Origin of the sequence: Methyloradius palustris (assembly GCF_019703875.1) — a bacterium.
GTDB classification, from domain to species: domain Bacteria; phylum Pseudomonadota; class Gammaproteobacteria; order Burkholderiales; family Methylophilaceae; genus Methyloradius; species Methyloradius palustris.
The window spans coordinates 1,141,147-1,160,322 of record NZ_AP024110.1; the positions used below are offsets into that span (position 1 = coordinate 1,141,147).

The 19,176-nt window shown below is 46.2% G+C and carries 15 protein-coding genes; all 15 read left to right on the top strand.

Going from position 1 to position 19,176, the window contains the following annotated elements:
• The first annotated feature begins 91 nt into the window (after positions 1 to 91).
• The 15 genes from ZMTM_RS05565 to ZMTM_RS05635 all read left to right on the top strand — a co-directional run bounded on the left by ZMTM_RS05565 (position 92) and on the right by ZMTM_RS05635 (position 19,135).
• A complete protein-coding gene (locus ZMTM_RS05565; protein WP_221765311.1) occupies positions 92 to 6,622 on the top strand; it encodes a hypothetical protein in 6,531 nt (2,176 codons plus the stop codon).
• Between the two features lie 162 nt (positions 6,623 to 6,784).
• On the top strand, positions 6,785 to 7,045 hold the full coding sequence (locus ZMTM_RS05570) for a Flp family type IVb pilin (RefSeq protein WP_221765312.1): 261 nt from the start codon (positions 6,785 to 6,787) through the stop codon (positions 7,043 to 7,045).
• 139 nt (positions 7,046 to 7,184) lie between these two features.
• Positions 7,185 to 8,819 carry a pilus assembly protein TadG-related protein gene (locus ZMTM_RS05575; RefSeq protein WP_221765313.1) on the top strand — a complete coding sequence of 545 codons (1,635 nt, stop codon included), beginning with the start codon at positions 7,185 to 7,187 and terminating at the stop codon, positions 8,817 to 8,819.
• Between the two features lie 56 nt (positions 8,820 to 8,875).
• Entirely contained in the window at positions 8,876 to 9,664 is a 789-nt protein-coding gene (locus tag ZMTM_RS05580) for a hypothetical protein (RefSeq protein WP_221765314.1), read from the top strand.
• Positions 9,665 to 9,666: 2 nt separating this feature from the next.
• Positions 9,667 to 10,362 (top strand): hypothetical protein, encoded by a 696-nt coding sequence (locus ZMTM_RS05585; protein ID WP_221765315.1) that lies wholly within the window; start codon positions 9,667 to 9,669, stop codon positions 10,360 to 10,362.
• Between the two features lie 29 nt (positions 10,363 to 10,391).
• Positions 10,392 to 10,616: a hypothetical protein gene (locus tag ZMTM_RS05590; RefSeq protein ID WP_221765316.1), complete on the top strand. Its 225-nt coding sequence runs from the start codon at positions 10,392 to 10,394 to the stop codon at positions 10,614 to 10,616.
• Between the two features lie 30 nt (positions 10,617 to 10,646).
• Positions 10,647 to 11,669 (top strand): Flp pilus assembly protein CpaB, encoded by a 1,023-nt coding sequence (gene cpaB / locus ZMTM_RS05595; RefSeq protein ID WP_221765317.1) that lies wholly within the window; start codon positions 10,647 to 10,649, stop codon positions 11,667 to 11,669.
• Positions 11,670 to 11,690: 21 nt separating this feature from the next.
• Positions 11,691 to 13,154 (top strand): type II and III secretion system protein family protein, encoded by a 1,464-nt coding sequence (locus tag ZMTM_RS05600; protein WP_221765318.1) that lies wholly within the window; start codon positions 11,691 to 11,693, stop codon positions 13,152 to 13,154.
• 11 nt (positions 13,155 to 13,165) lie between these two features.
• The gene (locus tag ZMTM_RS05605) at positions 13,166 to 15,064 is read left to right on the top strand and encodes an ATPase, T2SS/T4P/T4SS family (RefSeq protein ID WP_221765319.1); all 1,899 of its coding nucleotides are present in this window, start codon (positions 13,166 to 13,168) and stop codon (positions 15,062 to 15,064) included.
• Positions 15,061 to 15,909: a type II secretion system F family protein gene (locus ZMTM_RS05610; RefSeq protein ID WP_221765320.1), complete on the top strand. Its 849-nt coding sequence runs from the start codon at positions 15,061 to 15,063 to the stop codon at positions 15,907 to 15,909. Before ZMTM_RS05605 ends, ZMTM_RS05610 begins: the two co-directional genes overlap by 4 nt.
• A 34-nt stretch (positions 15,910 to 15,943) precedes the next feature.
• Positions 15,944 to 16,795 carry a type II secretion system F family protein gene (locus tag ZMTM_RS05615; RefSeq protein ID WP_221765321.1) on the top strand — a complete coding sequence of 284 codons (852 nt, stop codon included), beginning with the start codon at positions 15,944 to 15,946 and terminating at the stop codon, positions 16,793 to 16,795.
• Positions 16,796 to 16,800: 5 nt separating this feature from the next.
• The gene (locus ZMTM_RS05620) at positions 16,801 to 17,151 is read left to right on the top strand and encodes a DUF192 domain-containing protein (RefSeq protein WP_221765322.1); all 351 of its coding nucleotides are present in this window, start codon (positions 16,801 to 16,803) and stop codon (positions 17,149 to 17,151) included.
• A complete protein-coding gene (locus tag ZMTM_RS05625) occupies positions 17,148 to 17,723 on the top strand; it encodes a tetratricopeptide repeat protein (RefSeq protein WP_221765323.1) in 576 nt (191 codons plus the stop codon). Before ZMTM_RS05620 ends, ZMTM_RS05625 begins: the two co-directional genes overlap by 4 nt.
• Before the next feature lie 32 nt (positions 17,724 to 17,755).
• Entirely contained in the window at positions 17,756 to 18,634 is an 879-nt protein-coding gene (locus tag ZMTM_RS05630; protein WP_221765324.1) for a TadE/TadG family type IV pilus assembly protein, read from the top strand.
• Positions 18,635 to 18,646: 12 nt separating this feature from the next.
• Positions 18,647 to 19,135, top strand: a complete 489-nt coding sequence (locus ZMTM_RS05635; protein WP_221765325.1) for a DUF3617 domain-containing protein — start codon at positions 18,647 to 18,649, stop codon at positions 19,133 to 19,135.
• The last annotated feature ends 41 nt before the right edge of the window (positions 19,136 to 19,176 follow it).

Below are 19,176 nucleotides of genomic sequence, written 5' to 3' on the forward strand. Positions count from 1 at the left end.
CATATGATTGGTGTAGTATTGGACTGTAATCCTTGGACTGGGGTCACGATGTGGCAGGTCGCATAACATGAAATGCCATAAGGCTGGCAAATTGAAACAGCATCTCCGAAGTTCGGAACAATTCCGTTCGTCTGTGCTTGTTGCTCGCCATGCCTTCAACTTGAAGCGTGTTGCCTTCTTTGTTGCGACTGCATTTACCAGTTTGACTGCGATATCACAAGATCTACCGACTGCAGGGCAAGTCATCAGCGGCAGTGCTTCAATTAGCCAGACTGGTCAAAATCAGACCATTACCCAAACTACCGATAAAGCCATTATCAATTGGGGTTCATTTTCAATCGGTTCTTCATCCAGCGTTAATTTTGTGCAACCAGGCAGCAATAGCGTGGTGCTTAATCGCGTAACAGGTGGTGACCCTTCGAGCATATTGGGGTCGTTGTCGGCGAATGGTAAGGTTTTTCTAGTCAACCCCAACGGCATATTCTTTGGCTTTGGTTCCAGCGTTGATACTGCAGGTCTAGTGGCGACAACCATGTCGATCTCAGATTCTGATTTCTTATCCAATCATTACAGTTTTGAACGTAATAGCGCCGCATCAATTGAAAACGCGGGCGTAATCACTATTCGTGGTGGTGGCTATGCCTTGCTGGCTGCTGATAAAGTCAGCAATAGCGCGACAGGCCAAATTAACGCAACCAAAGGCAATGTCGGGCTAATATCTGCAGACCGTGTAACGATTGAAACCCAGAGCGATGGCTTGGTGGGTTTCTCAGTAGAAGGTAGTGCATTACGTCAGATCGCCAGTGTAGAGAATGCTGGCTTGATCACTGCTGATGGCGGCAAGATTGTGATGTCAGCCCGCAGTACAAACGAGCTGACAGGCATGGTAGTCAACAACACTGGTGTGCTACGAGCACAAAGCATTGATGAACGAGATGGGGCAGTGATTCTCTCTGCATCCTCTGGGGTGACCAAGTCCACAGGGTCGATTAACACTAGCGGTAAACGCGGCGGCACCATACAAGTCACCAATGATCAGGGCGTTGCCGCTGTATCGGGGCAGTTAGCCGCTACAGGCACAACTGGCGCAGGCGGCAGCATCATAGTTGCAGGTAAACAAACTGGTGTATTTGCCGACTCCACGCTGGATGTTACTGGCGCGACAGGGGGGCAGGTGAGGGTCGGTGGCGATTTTCATGGTGCTACAACTGCTGGTCAGGTTTCAGACAACACCTATGTGGCTGGTAGTGCCAATCTGCTAGCGAATGGCTTAGCCGGTAACGGCGGTTCAGTGGTTGTTTGGGCGAATGACGCCACTCGATTTGATGGCTTTATTTCGGCAAAAGGAACTGGCACAGGTGCAGGTGGCAATGCCGAAGTATCAGGCAAGCAAAATCTTGTATTCAATGGCTTTGCTGATTTAACCGCACTCTCTCAACAATACGGCACTTTATTGCTCGACCCCAGCACCATTACGATCACTGCGGGGGCTGCTGCTTCAGGTTCACTTGATACTGAATTTGGTAATGCACCAGCCAACCAGATTCTGGTGGCGACTGCTGACAACGGCGGCAATACGATTTCAAGAGGTACATTACAAGCAGCAGTCGCTGGCGCAGACGTGGTGTTAGAGGCCACTGGGTTAATTACATTAGCGGATTTGGGCGGCGGGACTTTAAGTATGGCGCAGACCAGTTCAGGCAGCTTACGCTTAACTTCCACCACTACTGGTGGGGTGACCTTTGCCAACAAAGCCGATACGATCTCGACTCAGGGTGCCAATATTACGGTTGAATCGTTGGGTACTGGAGTGATTGATATTGGTAATCTTTCGTCTGGCTCTGGCAGCATTTCTCTGACTGCTAACAGTAATAGTGCCAACGCAATTACCACTGGCAATCTAAGTACCACAGCTACTGGATCAGTTACCTATAACACCTTTGGTGGCATTGCTCAGATCGCTAACACCAAGATAACGGCTGATAGTGTCGTGATTAGCAAGGCTAGTAATGTAGCGTTGACTCAAGCCAATTTAGTTAATAAGTTATCAGCCACCAATATCAGCGGCACAAGTTTCAATTTCAAATCAATGAATGATCTGACCGTCAATCAATTGGCTGCCACGAATGCCAGTTCAAGTGTGGTGGTGGAGTCAGACAAGAAAATAACGCTGGCAAACTTGGGCGGCACTACAAGAGCCGTTGCGGGTGCATTGCGTTTAACCTCAGACACATCTGGCGGGGTGGAGTTTGCAAATACGGCCGATACGATTGCTTCAGGCGGAAGTCTTACCATTGAGGCGCTAGGTACAGCGGGCGGCGCTGGCATCATAAATGTAGGTAATCTTTCTGCAAGCAATGGTGCGGCTATATCTCTTAAATCAAATAGCAACAACGTGCAGGCGATTACAGCTGGTAATCTGAATACCACAGGCACCGTTTTTTACAATACCGCTGGTGGAATTTGGCAGATACCTGTCAGCCATATCACGGCCAATAGTGTGGTTGTCACAAATGCTAACAAGGTTGATCTAGGTCAGGATAATCAGGTTAACCAGTTTGCTGCCAATGTCACGGGAACAGCTAGCAGCCCTAATGGTGTTGATTTTAGGTCAGTCAATGACTTGGTGGTCAATACTGTATCGGTTAGTGGCGCAGCTAATGCCGATATTAAAATTGTATCGACAGGAAACATGACCGTGACTGGTGCAGTGACTGCTCTTGCAAATAATGGCGCAGCCAATGCTACCTCACCCGCTACTGTTGCACTGACTTCGTCAGGCAATATGACCATTAACAATAATGTGCTGGCACAGGGTGGTGGCAGTTTTGGCGTTGAAGCAGCTAAAGTTTCGCTGATATCCACCAATGCTTCTATTACGCAATCAGCCACCAATAATAATCTAATCAAGGCTTATGATACTGCAGTGCAGCAGGCTGACAGTACTCAGCTGGCACACTCTGCAACTGTGTTGATACAGGCAGATAACGGGAGTGTCAGTACCAAGCAGGTGTTGGCAGAATCCACGGGCGGGCGTTCACAAGTCAATATCAATGCTAAAGGCAGCATGACTGCGACGGGGACTATCACCTCAAAAGGTGCATCCCAACCGGGCGTTAACATCAACACTCAATTCAATGGTGGTAATGGCAACATTGATACATCTGCCGCTGTGATTAAAACAGAACAAACGGCAGAGCGAGTTATTCCCTCTACTGGAGTTAATAACCCGATTACTTATGCTGATATTAACAAGCAGGTTAGTAATGTTGCTGGGGCTAGTGATGTTGGTGGGGTAAGTGTTGCTGGCAACACTATGAATTTGGGTGCGATGAGCATGGTGAGTACTGCAGCCAGCGGCCAAGCACTGTATGGAATCTCAACCAATTCAAACGGCAATACTACTTTTAACCAAGCGGTTTCAACTAATTCTGCAGTGGGCATCACTATTTCTACGCCCAACGATACGATTATCAAAACGGCTGGTAGTGGTTCCTTAAATGCAAACTCATTGGGCATTAAAGGTGATCGTGACAAAGCAGTATTTAGTCTGGCAACCAATATTTCTACCTTGACTGCCCTCGGAGGGAAAGCGGTAGATATTGATAACAGCAGTCATGGCAGTGGCGTCTTGACGATCAGCGCACTTGGCCAGATTGCCGATGCTTACACTGAACAAAACACAGGTACGCAGATTGCCGCAACCAATAAGCCGGTTGGTGCTGTGCGTATTAAATCGCAAAACATTAAGTTGTTGAGTATGGATAATCGCTCAACCAATACCTATGCTTTTGACGGTAGCAGCAATGTCGTTGCGCAAAATAGCGGTGGCTCTGCCAGACAGGATTTGATATTCATTGCAAATAACTTGGATTTTGTGCAGGGCACAATCAGTACGGGTGCAAAAACTTATGTGAATCTGAGGCCTTTTACCGATACGCGTAATATCCAGCTCGCCTACAATGCGCCGAGCGTTGCTGATGTGAATACAACATACTATGTCAGTAACCTTGCAAAGAGCGGCTTGCTAGACCAGTTCAACCCTTCAAGTACTATTTTGTTTGGTGGTTCGGGTTATAACGGCAATATCAGCGTGGGCTATGCCACTGACACGTCGGCACAGCAAATATCCCTTGGTGATATGACGCTCTATTTTGAAACATTAGGGCGTTTTTATAATAACTATGCCTTCAATCCTGATTCTCCAGCTACATGGAACAACAGTAGTAACTTGTCTGCACCATATTCACCTTCACCAGCATTTATATGTGGTATTGCAAGCTTGCCTTGCCTGACAAAAATGACTACAACGAATTCCAAGATTTATATTAAGGATTCATTGCAGCAAGGTAATGCGGCAAGCCCTACCAGAAACATCGTGCTTAATGGCGTTAACACAACCAGCGTCGGCGGCACTGTGCCACCTAGCAGCAGTCAAACTGGCAGCGGTACTGGTGGTGGTAACAGCAATAATAATGGTGGCAATAACGGCGGTGGTTCAAGCAGCAATGATAATGATTCAGGCCCAGGCGGTACAAATGCGCCAGAACCCAATAACGGCGGCGGTAATGAAACTGCAAACCCGCCTGGCTCTGGCACAACACAAGCAGCGAATAATCCAGGGCAGGTGACAGGTAATCCAGGTGGTAATAATGGTACGCCTTCTGACCCATCGACTCCTGGCACTCAGGCTGGTAATCCTAACGATACATTAGGTACGCCAGCAGATGGCTTGGCAGGTGGTGGCCAATTCAGTGGTAACGACCCTGGCTACAGTAACCCGATACAAAATGGTGGCCAAACATCTAACCCACCGAGCAACAACAGCAACCCTACTGGTGGCGGTACCCTTACGGATGGCAGTACTCCAGGGAGCACACCGCCAAGCAATCAGAACGGTAATAACCCTGTTGCTGATAACACAAACAATAATAATGGGTTCACTGGTGGTGGCAACAACGGCAACAATAACAGCAACCCAGTAAACAATAACACTGGCGGTGGAACGTTGAGCGATGGCACAAACCCTGCCAATAATAATCCTGGGAATACCCAGACAGCTGATAACGGCAATAATGGATTCAATGGCGGCGGTACTAACAGCAATAATAACAACAGTAATAATTCCGGTACCAACAATACTGGTGGCGCTACCCTAAGTGATGGCACTTTACCGGGCGGTAATCAGTCAGGTAATAACAGTAATGGTAATACGCAGGTTGCTGATAACACGAATAACAATGGCTTTACTGGCGGCGGGAATAACAATAGCAATTCATCTGGTTCGAGCGGAAATACATCAGGTGGGGCGACCTTGAGTGATGGCTCTAATACTGGAACTGGTGGCAATACACAAACCGCGAATAATGGAACGGGTAGTAGCGGCGCTAATAACAATTCAAACAATGGCAGTTCAAATGCTGGGAATTCAAATTCCAGTGGTTCAACGACCCCAGGCAATAATCAAACTGCCAGCAACCAGAATAACAACGGGTTCTCAGGCGGCGGTAGCAGTTCAAATGGTAGCGGCACTAATAATAGTAATTTTGGCGATAATGCTGGCGGCGCAACCTTTAGCGATGGTTCTGGTGTGACCAATACATCAGGCGGTACGCAGTTTGCTGGCAATAGTCAAACTGGCGGTAGCGCTTCGAATAACGGCGGTAGTACTAATACCTCTGGCACCTCAAGTGCTGGCACAACTACCAATACAAGTGGGTCTTCCAGCAACAGTGGCTCCGGTAGCAGCGCTGCCAATACCCAGACTAGCAACAACAATCAGAATAACTCCAATGGATTTAGTGGCGGCGCTAGCAGCGGTAGTAATCTTGCCAATAATAATTTTGGGGATAGCGCTGGCGGTGGAACATTTAGCGATGGTTCGGCCGCGGGTGGCGGTTCAACGCAGTTTGCTGGCAACAATCAAAGTGGCGGTGGTTCAAGTAGTTCTAGCGCTGGTAGCTCAAGTTCTGGCAGTTCAACTTCTGGTTCTGGTACCGTTGCCGGTTCAAACGGCTTTAATGGTGGAGGTAGTAGCACAGCTAGCAACACGTCAAGCGCTGGAAGTAATTCCGCAAATAGTTCAAGCGGGAATGCTAACGGATTTTCGGGAGGGGCTAGTGGCACAAATGGGGGCAGCAGTAATGTAGCCAATAATAGCTTTGGCGACTCTTCTGGTGGAGCTTCCTTTAGTGATGGCTCGAGTGCAAATGGTAGCGGATCAACACAATTTGCAAGTAATAACAAGGGTTCAAGCAATGGCCAGGATGGCAATTCAAATTCTTCGTCATCAAGTAGTACGAATAGCAATAGTGGCAGCGCAAACAATTCGGCTGGAACAGTTGATCAAAACACTAGTGCTGATGCAGATAATCCATTTGCTGGTGGTGCAGGTGGTGGTTCAACCAGTGATGCAAAGCTGGTCGCACAAAATGATGCTAATCAAGCTGAAAGCTATCCACCTTGTGAAGATGAAAGTCAGTCAGTTAAAACAGTCTCCAAGGCTGGGCAGCCTAATGGGGATATGATTCAGATGAAAGCAACAGGCATGAGACTAAGGCAAAATACAGGGACGGTGTCTGAACAGAGGGCAAGTTGCAAAGCTTCTACCAAGGTGCAATAAGCGAGGTGCAATAAATGCCAGAAAATATCCTATATTTTCGCTATTCATTTTGAGAAATATTGTTAAAATCAGGCATGGCTACGTAATATTCGGTTATGCTTGTTGGCTGTTGTAAGTAGTGTCTTTGAGTTGGATTTATTAGTTAAATAATCGGGGAATTATATGAATATTTTGAATTTGAAAAAACAATCTGGTCAAGGTATGACCGAGTACATCATTATCGTGGCACTGATTGCTGTAGCGGCGATCGGTGTATACAGCTACTTTGGCGGTACCATTCGTGCGCAAACGGCAGGTATGGCGCAAGAAATGGCTGGATCTAAAGCACAGACCTCACAAACTGCGGCTAAGACTGCTGGTCAAGCTGCTGAAGATACTGGCGTAAAGAAGAAAACCTTGGGTACATACGGTAACGAGCAATAATATTGCTTTCGTTAGTGTTTTTTTACACGGTTTAAGTTTTAAATAATGTATTAATCTATAAATCAGGCTGATAAATTGAGTGTTTTATCAGCCTGATTTTCCTAGTTTTCGTTCTATCTACTGAAGGGGAGTTCGGCAGATGAATCAGCGTTTTTCTACCGCTGAACTGGCAATGGCATATCCGCGCAAACAGCGTGGTCAGTCTATTGTGTTCATTACTGTCACCTCAGTGATTGTTCTGCTTGTAACGCTAGTTACATTCAATAGCGGACAGCTTTCATACCATCGTATCAAATTACAGAATACTGCCGATGCCGCCGCTTACAGCGCTGCAGTCGCCGAAGCTAGAGACCTCAATTTTGCCGCCTATATGAATCGCGGCATGATTGCTAATCAAGTGGCCGTTGCCCAGATTGTCAGCTTAACGGGCTGGTCTCGCAATTTTTATGACACCTACAATGGTGAATATGTATCCATTCAGGAAACTATTTCCAGTTTCTCATCATTAAAAGCCATGTGGTCAACCCCCTTTAATGTAGCCAAGGGTTTTAGTAATGGGATTAAATCTGTGCTTGATCCCGTTGCAGGCCCAGCCGTTAAAGCCATTGATTTTCTAATCGACGGGCTGTATTACGCTTCTAAAGCTTATCACTTAGCAGTTGTGGCTAGCATTCCATTGCAGGTCATCCCAAATGTGGTTGAGGCCAATGAGCCTGAAGCGAAAGTATCGGATTTTGGCAACCTGGCCTTGGCTGCTTATGCTGCTAACTACTACACGTTTACCAAGAGTTTTTCACCGTCTGGCAACACCGATGGCGATGACCGTATGGCTAAAGTGACGCAAGCCTCTACTGATGTCTTTTATAAAGACAGGTCATTACCACCGATTTGGCCACTTCCTATTTTGATTGATCCGACCAGGTTGTTTACCTACGGCGTAGGGCCATTACTGATGATGCAGTTTCACTCTGGCGGTAGTGTGCTAAAGAACAATGCCAACGTCGCAGACCAGAATATGAAAGGCTGGGATAGCCTGGATTCAACTGGTTTATTTGTCATCATGTGCCTGACTATTCCTGTGTTTGGTATTCCCGTGCCTATTCCATTTCCATTACCACCTTTACCAGCTGGCGCTGGCGCTGCTGCGGCTGGTAATTCTGCATGGATATCATCACAAGGGCTTGGCTTAAGTAATAACTTTGGGCATCGCAACCCTGCAAATACAGACGTTGATCCATTGGCTGAGATTCCTTTCGGTGGAGTCCATGTAAATCCGATGACGGCGATTCCAGCCTGGATCAAAGTAGCAGAAGGGCCAGGTACCAATCTCGATTCAAGGGCGGGTATCCGTGATTACTACGACTTGGCTGCCAATATTAAAACTAATGCGAGCCAACAAGCAAACGCGACTAACAAGACCAATTTGAACGATGTTGCGCCTTCCTGGGTGGTAGAAGTTGAAAGACCAAATAGCAGTTTGATTACCTCCAGCACAGGCGATTACACCATTGGTGGTGGTTCGGATGGAAAACTGAATTTACCCATGGGTAACCCAAGTAATAATTTACGGGCACTTTCCAAAGCCCAAGCCTATTTCTCACGTCCCAGCTCAAAATTTGTGCGTGCCCAAGGCAGCCCTGAATGGGGAATATTCAAACGTGACGATGGCAAGACCGAGTGGGGAAGCCTCTATAGCCCATACTGGCAGGCACGGTTAGTCCCTAACAATATTCTGGAACAGGGTCTTTCAATTCTCGGAACAGGTATTTTGTAGTGAGTTTGAATATACACAACTCACGCATGAGCAAGTCTCGCCAAAAGGGTCAGGCAATGACCGAGTTTGTCGTCGGTGCCATGCTATTTTTGATTCCACTCTATCTGATTATCCCTATGCTGGGTAAGTATGCCGATGTTAAGGCCGCTGCCGCACAAACCGCTAGATATACCGCTTGGGAGCGCACTGTCTGGTATGGCGGTAATAGTTCAAGCAACTCATGGCCTGGTAATTCAAAAACGTATCAGGAAATCGAAAATGAGGCGCGACAACGGGTGATCTCTTTTGGACAAAAAATCCAATCGAATGATAAGGCCGCTGGCTCTTTTACCGATTCAGGCGCGAGAAACTTATGGCGTAATCGCGATAGTTCAGTGATGCTGCAAAAATATGACGATGCTGCGGTAGGTAATATAGGGAATGGTAATAGCCCCGATACTGTGACCGGCGATGTGTTGGGGGCGATCACTGCCATTACTTCAATTACAGGTTTTAAGCTTGAGACCAACGGTCTTTACACAGGGAATGCAGCTATTACTGTGACAACATTACCGATAGGGCTAAATTTGAGTGGCTCGGACTCAGGTAAATTTGACCCAGGCGTGCTGGTTTTTAGGGATAAAAATGTCATTCTGGCGAATGGCTGGGGTGCTAATGGCGCTAGCCACGTGAAGACGCAAACAGCGGGTATCGCGCCACTTGGTTTAGTCAATGACTCTTCATTGAAGCCTGTAGTGCAAGCGCTTGGCTGTGCATTGCTGGGTGCATTCACACCAGAATTTTGTTGGTTAGAGATCGGTAAGATTGAACCAGATGTGGTGCCACCAGATAGGCTGACTAATTAAGTATGAGAAGTAAGTTTGTTGTTTGTGTTGCGTTGTTTGGATTTGCTTGTACTGCTAGCGCTGAATTTTCATGCGAAGTACCCAAAGCACCTGATGGCGCGATGATGGAGATGATAGCGCCAGATATGACGATGAATGGGATACCTACGACCATACGTGCGGTCCATTCATCAAAGTCGGTGGCTGATTTGATTACGTATTATCGAAATCTATGGGCGCCACTCGCGAATGACAAGCGCCCAGGCTCCCTAGAGCAGAGCCTGAATGAATGGAGTTTGATTTCGACCATACAGGGTGATTGCTTCACTACTGTACAAGCGCGTATGAGTGGAAAAGGGAGTTATGCAATCGTCTCAGTGATTGAGACGCAAAAGCTGAATAAAGCCAAACCCAAGGTGGAGAGCTTTCCAGCATTGCCTGGTAGTCAGGTGCAAAATGATTTTACTTATGCCGATGGTGTAAGAAATGCAAGAACGCTGGTGATAACTAATAGTTCTGATTTGGCAGCGAATGTTTCTTTTTATAAAAATGAATTTAGCTCCAGAGGATGGACGACGCAGATAGAGCGGCAACCTGAAGGCCAGTCAGTCAAGAGCCATGTGTTCTTGCTGAAAAGAGGGTTTGAAGAAGCAAATGTAGTGATTAGCCAGATTAAAGGCCAAGTGCAAATAGTCGCTAATCTTGTTGATAGGCCTTGAGTTTAGTACTTAGAAGAATGGATATGAATATGCCTGATTACCGAATGATGAGCCGCCAGCTAAGTATGAAGCTGCCCAGCAGCATGTGTGGGCAGTCTATGGTGGAATATTTTGTGGTGACCTCATTCACTGTAATTATTTTAATCACAGGCGCAGATTCATCAGTCATCCAGCAACTGATTGTTGCAATAAAAGATGCGTATGCTGGCTTTACATACGCAATGAGTTTTTCAACAAACCTGAATGTACTTTAATTACTTTCAATATTTAATAAAGGCCTGTGCATGGCGCTAAGACTAGGAAAATTAAGAATTAACCGTCTGTGGATACTGGTGATTTCAGCGCTGGTTCTAGGGCTTTTTGCAACGTGGCTATCAATCACCTACCTCAAGAATCGAGAGAAGGATATCGAGACACAGCTATCGACCAAGGCAAAGGGCGGCCCTAAAGCCTCGGTTGTTGTACCAACTGATGACTTGCCAGCCGGCACAGTGCTTAATGAGGGTTTGGTAGCTGCACGTGATATTGCTGTTGATCTGGTCTATAAAGATACGATTACCACTGATGACTTTGATGCGATCAGTGGCAAGCCATTGTTGCGTGCCGTGCAAAAGGGGCGTCCACTAATGCGTGAAGATATCATCGATGATAGACCCAAAGATTTCTCTCAAAATGTACCTAAGGGCTTACGGGCAATTACTGTAGATATTGATGAGCTCAATTCTATTTCGCAGATGTTAAAGCCAGGTGATTTCATCGATTTACATTTGATCGCTCCAGAGCCAGGTTCATCATCTACGCAGCAAGTATTTTTATTCCTGCAGCATGTGAAAGTGCTGGCCACAGGCAATACAACAAATGCAGATCATTTGAACCCATCACTGATGACAGAAGAAGAACGTCAGCAATCACTACATTACTCAACGATTACTGTTGAAGTCACACCAGAAGAAGCAGCCTATGTAGCGCTCGCACAACAGTCTGGGCGTATCCGCGCAACCTTAAGGCAGCCAGATGACAATGTGGTGGTTGATTACCCTCCCGTGACCAGCACCAGGCTGATTGGCTTTGGTAAGAAGGTGACGCAAGGAGTGGCATCTTCATCTTCAGTACCAGCCAAGGTTGAATATATTGTGGGCGGTAAAGGTGGTAATGGCGCCGCTGCTCCAATGAATATCAATATCCCTGGATTAAATATTCCTGGGGTTACGGCACCGAATGCATCATCTTCGGGTATTCCTGGCACAGTTCCACCAACAGTGAATGCTGCAATCAATCAAGCTAACCCTGCGGCTTACCCGCGATAATCAGATAAGACTGCTGACATAATGAACTCAAAGCTAAAAATTTCTCTATTATTGCAAGGCTTGGTTTTTTCAATCGCCTTATCCAACTTAACGCCCTCACTTGCTATTGCAGCTAGTACAGTCACTGAATCAGGGCCTGTCAAAACAGCAAAACCCATCACCCTGAATGAATTACCCAGTAAGAAATTCATGAGCGCTCATGGGGCTAAACCAGATGATGGTAATCCCAGCTTAGATGTGCAGGCTAATGTAGAGCTTATTTCACTCTATGTCGGTGAAGCCACAACATTGCCAGTAACAAATGTGAGCAGGGTTGCTGTTGGTAATGGCAAGTTGATTACGGCGAATGTGATTGATGGCAGGGAAATATTATTGCTGGGTGAAAGCCCCGGTGATACCAGCCTGTTTATCTGGTCAGGCAGTAAGATTTTGAAATATCGCGTTAAAGTAAACAGCCAGGATATTGGTGATTTAACCAATAATGTGCAGTCAATGATCAAGGATTTGCCTAACGTCAAGATTGACCGGGTGGGTGATCAAATTGCCTTGTCAGGTACAGCAAGTAAACAGGATTTAAAGAAGTTAGACATCATTACCCAAAGCACAAAACAGGTTATCAATCTGGTACGTGAAGAAGATGTCACGCTCAAGAAAATGGTGTACATCAAGGTTCAATTCATGGAATTCAGGCGTACTGCGTTGCAAAACCTAGGCATAGACTGGGCTACATCCATCAATGGTCCCAGTGCAGCGCTGACAGCGGATGTCATTAGTAATAATCAATTCAGATATCAAGGTAGCAGTGTAGATCCTAGCTTTACTGCGGGGCAGGGCGCCAACGCGCCGCTCAGCATATCTTCACAGCCATGGCGTTTATATCTGGGCTTGGCGACCACTTTGACCTCACGTATCAACCTTGCCATTAGTAATGGTGATGCTGGAGTACTTGCATCACCTGAGTTGGCGACACGCTCTGGTGGAGAGGCCAAGTTCTTGGCAGGTGGACAGGTACCATTGCCAGTGACTTCGCCTACCGGCCAGGTGAGTGTGAGTTTTAAAGATTATGGTATCAAGCTTAATATCTCACCAGTAGTGGATGATAACAATCTCATCCAAGCGAAACTGGATACAGAAGTATCAGCGATTGATAACTCTGTGGTGGTGCAGGGTATTCCAGGGTTTACTACACGCTCAACATCTTCTGATATCAATCTGAAAAGTGGCCAAACCATTGTGATGTCGGGCTTGGTCAACCAAAGTATTTCGAACTCAATTAATAAATTCCCTTGGCTAGGTGATGTGCCAATACTGGGTAATTTATTTAAGTCGAAAAACTTTCAATCTAATAGAAGTGACCTGGTCATGTTTGTCACGCCTGTCGTGATTGATCCTGCATCAACTGCCAACCAGCAACGTCTTGATAAAGGCAAAGAAATGCGCGAGAAGTTTGATGGAATGTTGGGCAAAAAAGGTATTGTTGATTAAGGTAAACAATTATGTTCATGCTAAGTGTTAAAAGCCCTAAGGGCGACGTCAGTGAATTTAATTGCAAAACAGATAGCGCTACCATTGGTAAAGCCGAAGACAATCTGATTCAGATTAAAGGGTGGACCATCGGTAAACGCCAAGCCACAGTCACGCAAAAAAACGGCCAGCTATTTGTTGAAGATCATGGTGGAATGAGCGTGACCGAGGTGAATGGGGTGGAGGTAGAAAATACTTATGGCCCACTGAGCGAAGATGATGTTATTCAAATTGGTAGCTATGAAATCAGTGTGCAGAATGGTACTGCAACACCACAAAAATCATCTGCTAATACCCAGTCTTTTACCAAAGATGAACAGACCCGTAATATTGAGGATTTACTTGCCGCAACCCTGACAAGGCCCATGCCAGCTTTCCAGCCACGTGCATTGTCGCCAACTGCACCATTGCCGATTAAAGACCATGAAGCAAAGCCGGCAGTTGTAGATAAGCCAAAACTTGCAGTAGATAATGTGTCATTACCAGCAAGACCGCCCATCGTTAAAGAACACCAGGCTGTTGAAGAAGTAGCACACGATTTTGATCCAAGTATGACTATGCGTACTCAAGCGAGAGTGACCGCTGATGCCCGGGTCATCAAAATGAGTGAGGCGCGCCAGGTGGTGCATGGCAAACTAATCAAGATGATGGACCTGCGTCGCGTAGATGTGTCACGCATGGTAGAAACCGAGTTGCGCAGCACAACCAGCGCACTGATCAATGAGATTATCGCTGATGCAACGGATATACCAGCTGGTGTTGATAAAACCCAGCTAGCCAAGCAGGTGCTGGATGAGGTGGTAGGGTTGGGCCCACTGGAAGACTTGCTATCTGACGACACTGTGACGGAAATTATGGTCAATCGTTATGATGAAATCTTTATCGAACGTAGTGGTAAATTGACCCAATCGGAAGTCACTTTTACGTCTGATAAAGCTGTGTTACAGGCGATTGAACGCATTGTGGCGCCACTAGGCCGCCGTATCGACGAATCATCGCCCATGGTGGATGCGCGTCTAAAAGATGGCTCACGGGTGAATGCCGTGATTCCGCCATTAGCGCTCAAGGGCTGCAATATCACCATTCGTAAGTTCTCAAAAAACAAACTGCATGACACAGATTTGGTTAAATACAATTCGGTGACTGCAGACATGATGGCCTTCCTCAAAGTAGCTGTAGAGAAGGGTACCAATATCGTCATTTCAGGCGGTACTGGTTCTGGTAAAACCACGCTGCTCAATGTACTCTCAAACTACATTCCAGATGACGAACGTATCGTCACCGTAGAAGATGCGGCAGAACTCAAGCTGTCACAACCTAACTTGGTATCTCTAGAAGCGCGGCCTGCCAACGTTGAGGGCAAAGGTGGTATTCATATTCGTGACCTCGTGAAAAACTGCTTACGTATGAGACCTGACCGTATCGTGGTCGGTGAGTGCCGCGGCGGCGAAGCACTGGACATGTTACAGGCGATGAATACTGGTCATGATGGTTCACTGACAACCGCCCACGCCAATACACCACGCGATTGTATTGCCCGTATTGAAGTCATGGTGTTGATGTCAGGCTTGGATTTACCGATACAGGCGATTCGTGAACAGATATCTTCAGCTGTGCACCTGATTGTTCAACAGAGTCGTTTCCCAGACGGTACACGTAAAGTAACCCACATTACTGAGCTCACTGGTATGGAAGCAGGCATGATCCAGATGCAGGATATTTTCCTGTTTAAGCAGCAAGGCTATGGTGCGGACGGGAAAATTCGTGGCACTTTTGTTGCCACTGGCGCAATCCCTGAGTTATACCAAAGTCTTTCAGAGCGTGGTATTCCAGTGGATCTTTCCATCTTCCAGAAAGACAGGGAGCTGTGAGTTACTCACTCCTCATTGGGGTAATCGCCCTGGCTGCTTTGACCATGATTTGGACCTTGTTCCAGATTGCGGAAAGCGGTTTAAAGAAGCAGAAGCAGACTTTGCAGAAAACGGCTGCAACCAGCTTGCAAGAAATGTTCATCTTCGTTGATGCAACACGGCTGTTCTATTTCAATATTCTTGCCTTTGTGTTCGTGCCAGCTATCGTTTATGTGATTACTGAAAACCCTGTGTTTGCTTTAGGCGCTGGGGTTGCTACCGTGATTGGCCCACGTTTTTATGTGGCACGCTTGAAAAAAATCCGTATCAAGAAATTTGAAGAACAGTTACCAGATGCCTTGCTCATGGTCTCGGGTTCATTACGCGCAGGAGCCAGCTTGAATGTGGCACTTGAGTCCATGGTTTCAGAGACCAAGCCGCCGATCAGTCAAGAGTTTGAGCTCATGCTACGTGAGCAGCGCGTTGGGGTCGATCTGGACACTGCTTTACAGAATATGGAAAAACGCATGCCGATCCAGGATTTCATCATGGTGATCTCTGGCATGCGCATTTCTCGAGAGGTTGGCGGTAATCTGGCTGACACGCTGGAAGGTATTGCCGATACCCTGAGAAAAAAGATTACCATGGAAGGCAAGATCCAAGCGCTGACTGCGCAAGGCCGCATTCAAGGTATCGTCATGACCTGCTTGCCACTATTTCTTATGATGATCCTGAAGCAGATGGAACCAGAAGCCATGGCGCCTCTATTTAATACTTGGTACGGATGGGTCACGCTTGGTGTGGTTGGCGTGATGGAGTGTGTGGGATATATTTTTATCGCAAAAATTGTGAATATCGACGTTTAATATGCCATCAAATCTTATACTTTTTCTAATAGCTATGATCTTCGGATTAGCCGTTATCCTATTAATATTCGCAGTGGGGAAACTGAAGCATGAGGTTCCGTCTGAAGACCGTGAATACCTTGATCCATTGCCACCGATATTGCGCATGATCTGGCCTTTAATCCGCTTCTTTGAATACCATGTCGGCCGCTTGATTCCTGCAGCTGCGCTAGAAAAAAGCTCGCAAAAATTACAATTGACGGGCATTAGCTTTTTGATGGGCGCTGAGCAGTTCTTTGCTTTACGCTTTTTATCAATGCTGATTGCGGTGGGTGCTGCCAGCTTTGCTCTGAATGCCCTGGATAAGCAATCGCCTATGACTTTAATTATTGCTGTTATTTTTGGCTTTTTTTATCCAGTCATTTGGCTCAATGATGTGAGAAAACGCCGGGTTATCGAAGTACAGAAAACTTTGCCGACCTATCTCGATTACATCACCATGGCGGTGGAAGCTGGTTTAAACATGACTGGTGCTATCAATCAAGCCATGGAAAAAGGCCCAGTAGGCCCGCTTAAACATGAGTTCTATTTGGTGGTGCGTGATTTGCGTTCAGGCTTGCCCCGTGCCGATGCTTTACGTCGCATGGAAGCACGCATGCAGATGTCCGAGATCACCAGTTTTGTTGGCACTTCAATCCAGGCAGAGAAAATGGGCGCTAGGTTAGGAACAGCATTAAAGGCACAAGCGGAGCAGCGGCGCACCGAGCGTTTCCAGCGTGCTGAGAAACAAGCCATGGAAGCACCTGTTAAATTGATTTTTCCATTACTTGTGTTCATTTTCCCGCTGACGTTCTTGATTCTTGGTTTCCCTATTGCGATGAAATTTATGTCATCTGGAATTATGTAGCGCGGATGATGCAGATTGGGCAGTTGTACAAAAACAATCAATTGGTCGTGAATAAGGTGTGGCTAGCTAAAAGTATTTTGCAGCGGATGCGAGGTCTGCTGTTTAGAAAGTCGCTGGAACCTGATCAAGCCATGCTGATCAGGCCTTGCTCATCTATTCATACTATTGGCATGACTTACCCGCTCGACATTGTTTTTATTGATGCTCAAGGAATCGTATTGAAAGCCTTAAAAAATGTACGTCCGCTGAGGATGGCTTTTGCAATCAATGCCTATGCAACGATAGAGTTCTACGCAGGTGAAATCGAACGTATAGGCATTCAGCGTGGCGATTACTTGGATTGGAAGGCTGCATGAAATACTGTACTTATTTATTACAACTCTTAGTCGTTTTATCAATGACGGCTTGTGCAAACATGGGCAATAATTCTGGACAGGTGCTTCCTGCTGAGAGTAGGGCAACTCCAGAGCTTGCACTATTGAGTGAAAATGCAAAATTAGCCGATGCTGGCGGTGATGCTGCAAAAGCAGAGTCGCTCTATAAATCGGTTTTAAGACAAACGCCTAATGATCCAGAAATGTGGTTCAGGCTGGGTAATTTGTATGCCAATAATAATCGCCCTGATGAGGCTGCAATTGCATATCAGCGTTGCCTGATTGCAGATAATGCATTCAGCAAGGCATGGCATAACTTAGCAATGATACGTCTTCGCCAAGCTTATGCATCAATGCTGCAAGCACAAGCTACCGTCAATGAATCAGACTCTTTAGCGCCAAGAATAGATGACACTTTGGAGCAGTTGAGTCATATCACAGTGCTTGGCGACCAAATCAAGCCATTATCAAAAAAAGCAAAACCACCTCAAGCAGATAAATCAAAAAACCTATCTCCAGAAAATGCTACTCAAGGAAGCACAGCTACACCTTGAGTGAGGTGTGTAAACGCTCCAATGGCTTACTCATGACAAATATGGCAACCTGCACGCAACAGTCAGAATCGACTAATCGCTTTTTCAAGCAATCGGGCCAGTCTATGGTGGAATATCTCATTATTCTGCCAACTTTGTTGATGCTCACGCTTGGAGCGATTCAGTTTGGTTTGCTCTATCAAATAAAAAGTCAGGTGAATTACGCTGCTTTTGCCGCAGCACGGCAAGGTGCATTAAGTAACGGCAGCGCTACCAGTATTAAAGATGCGTTTGGTGCAGCGATGACTCCACTATTTACTAACCAGCCTAATTTTAGCGGCATTATGCGTGGCAGGGCGATTGGTGCCATTGAGGCATTTAACCCACTGGTGACCAAGATTGAGCGCATTAGCCCCCCTGATACCGTTAAAAATGACTTTGGCATTCAGAACCCGAGTGATGCAAACTCCTGGATAGTCCCCAATGATAATTTGCAATACAGGCCGACTACACTTGGCAGCAGTTCATCGCTGAATATCCAGGATGCCAATATTCTAAAAATACGCGTGACTTATTGTGCAAAGCTGATTGTGCCATTGGCCAACGTAGCCATTTATTCTTTGGTGAATGGTATACAAGGTGCGAAAAATCTGACGGGTGAGTTTTTCTCTACCCCTCAAAATTTTGCAACTACCCCCAATTCTTGTTCAACCCTTCAAGATCAGTATGGGGCTACTCTGGATAAAGTTTCAGATGCAGCTGGCGTGGTTGGCCTTGATTTAGGCCCTATACAGAGTTTATTGAGCACTGTTTCAGGTGCTCTTCAAAACGCCACAGTTCCAGGATTAAATTGGGTAATTGGTGGATATCGGATTCCCGTAACATCTGAGGCGGTTGTGCGTATGCAAACGCCTATGAAGTTTCCTAAGTAGAGTTGTAATTTAATGAAACCAAACAGATGTCTGTTCGTGTTGATGATGATCGTGTTTTCACCGTCCTTATTCGCCGAAAGTGAAAAGCCTAATCTTAAAGAAGGCTCTTGGTTAATCGGCATTCAAATGGTAGTGCCTAACGCAACAGGCCCATCTACTGGGCCAGTGCAGTATCAGCGTTGCTTAAGCCCTGAAAATGCGCAAGAAACCATGCTGACATTGCCGCGAGGTACGCCTTGTGTACTAGATAATAAAAGCATGACGCGAGATAAGCTGAGCTGGCAATTTACCTGTGAACAGCGGGGGATGAAAACCAAGATCAATGGAAATATCTTTTTTCGTAACGAGACTTTAAGTGGTGAAATACTTTCAGCAACGCAAGGCGAAAATAATATCAAAATCACTACAAAACTATCTGCTCGCTATTTAGGTGAATGCGTAAAAGTAGCAAGTCCAGAGAAGCCGGTTAACAAGAAAAATCTGCCAGCATATTCTGAGTAATATGACATGGCAGAATTAGATTCAAGACTAAAGGCACCACT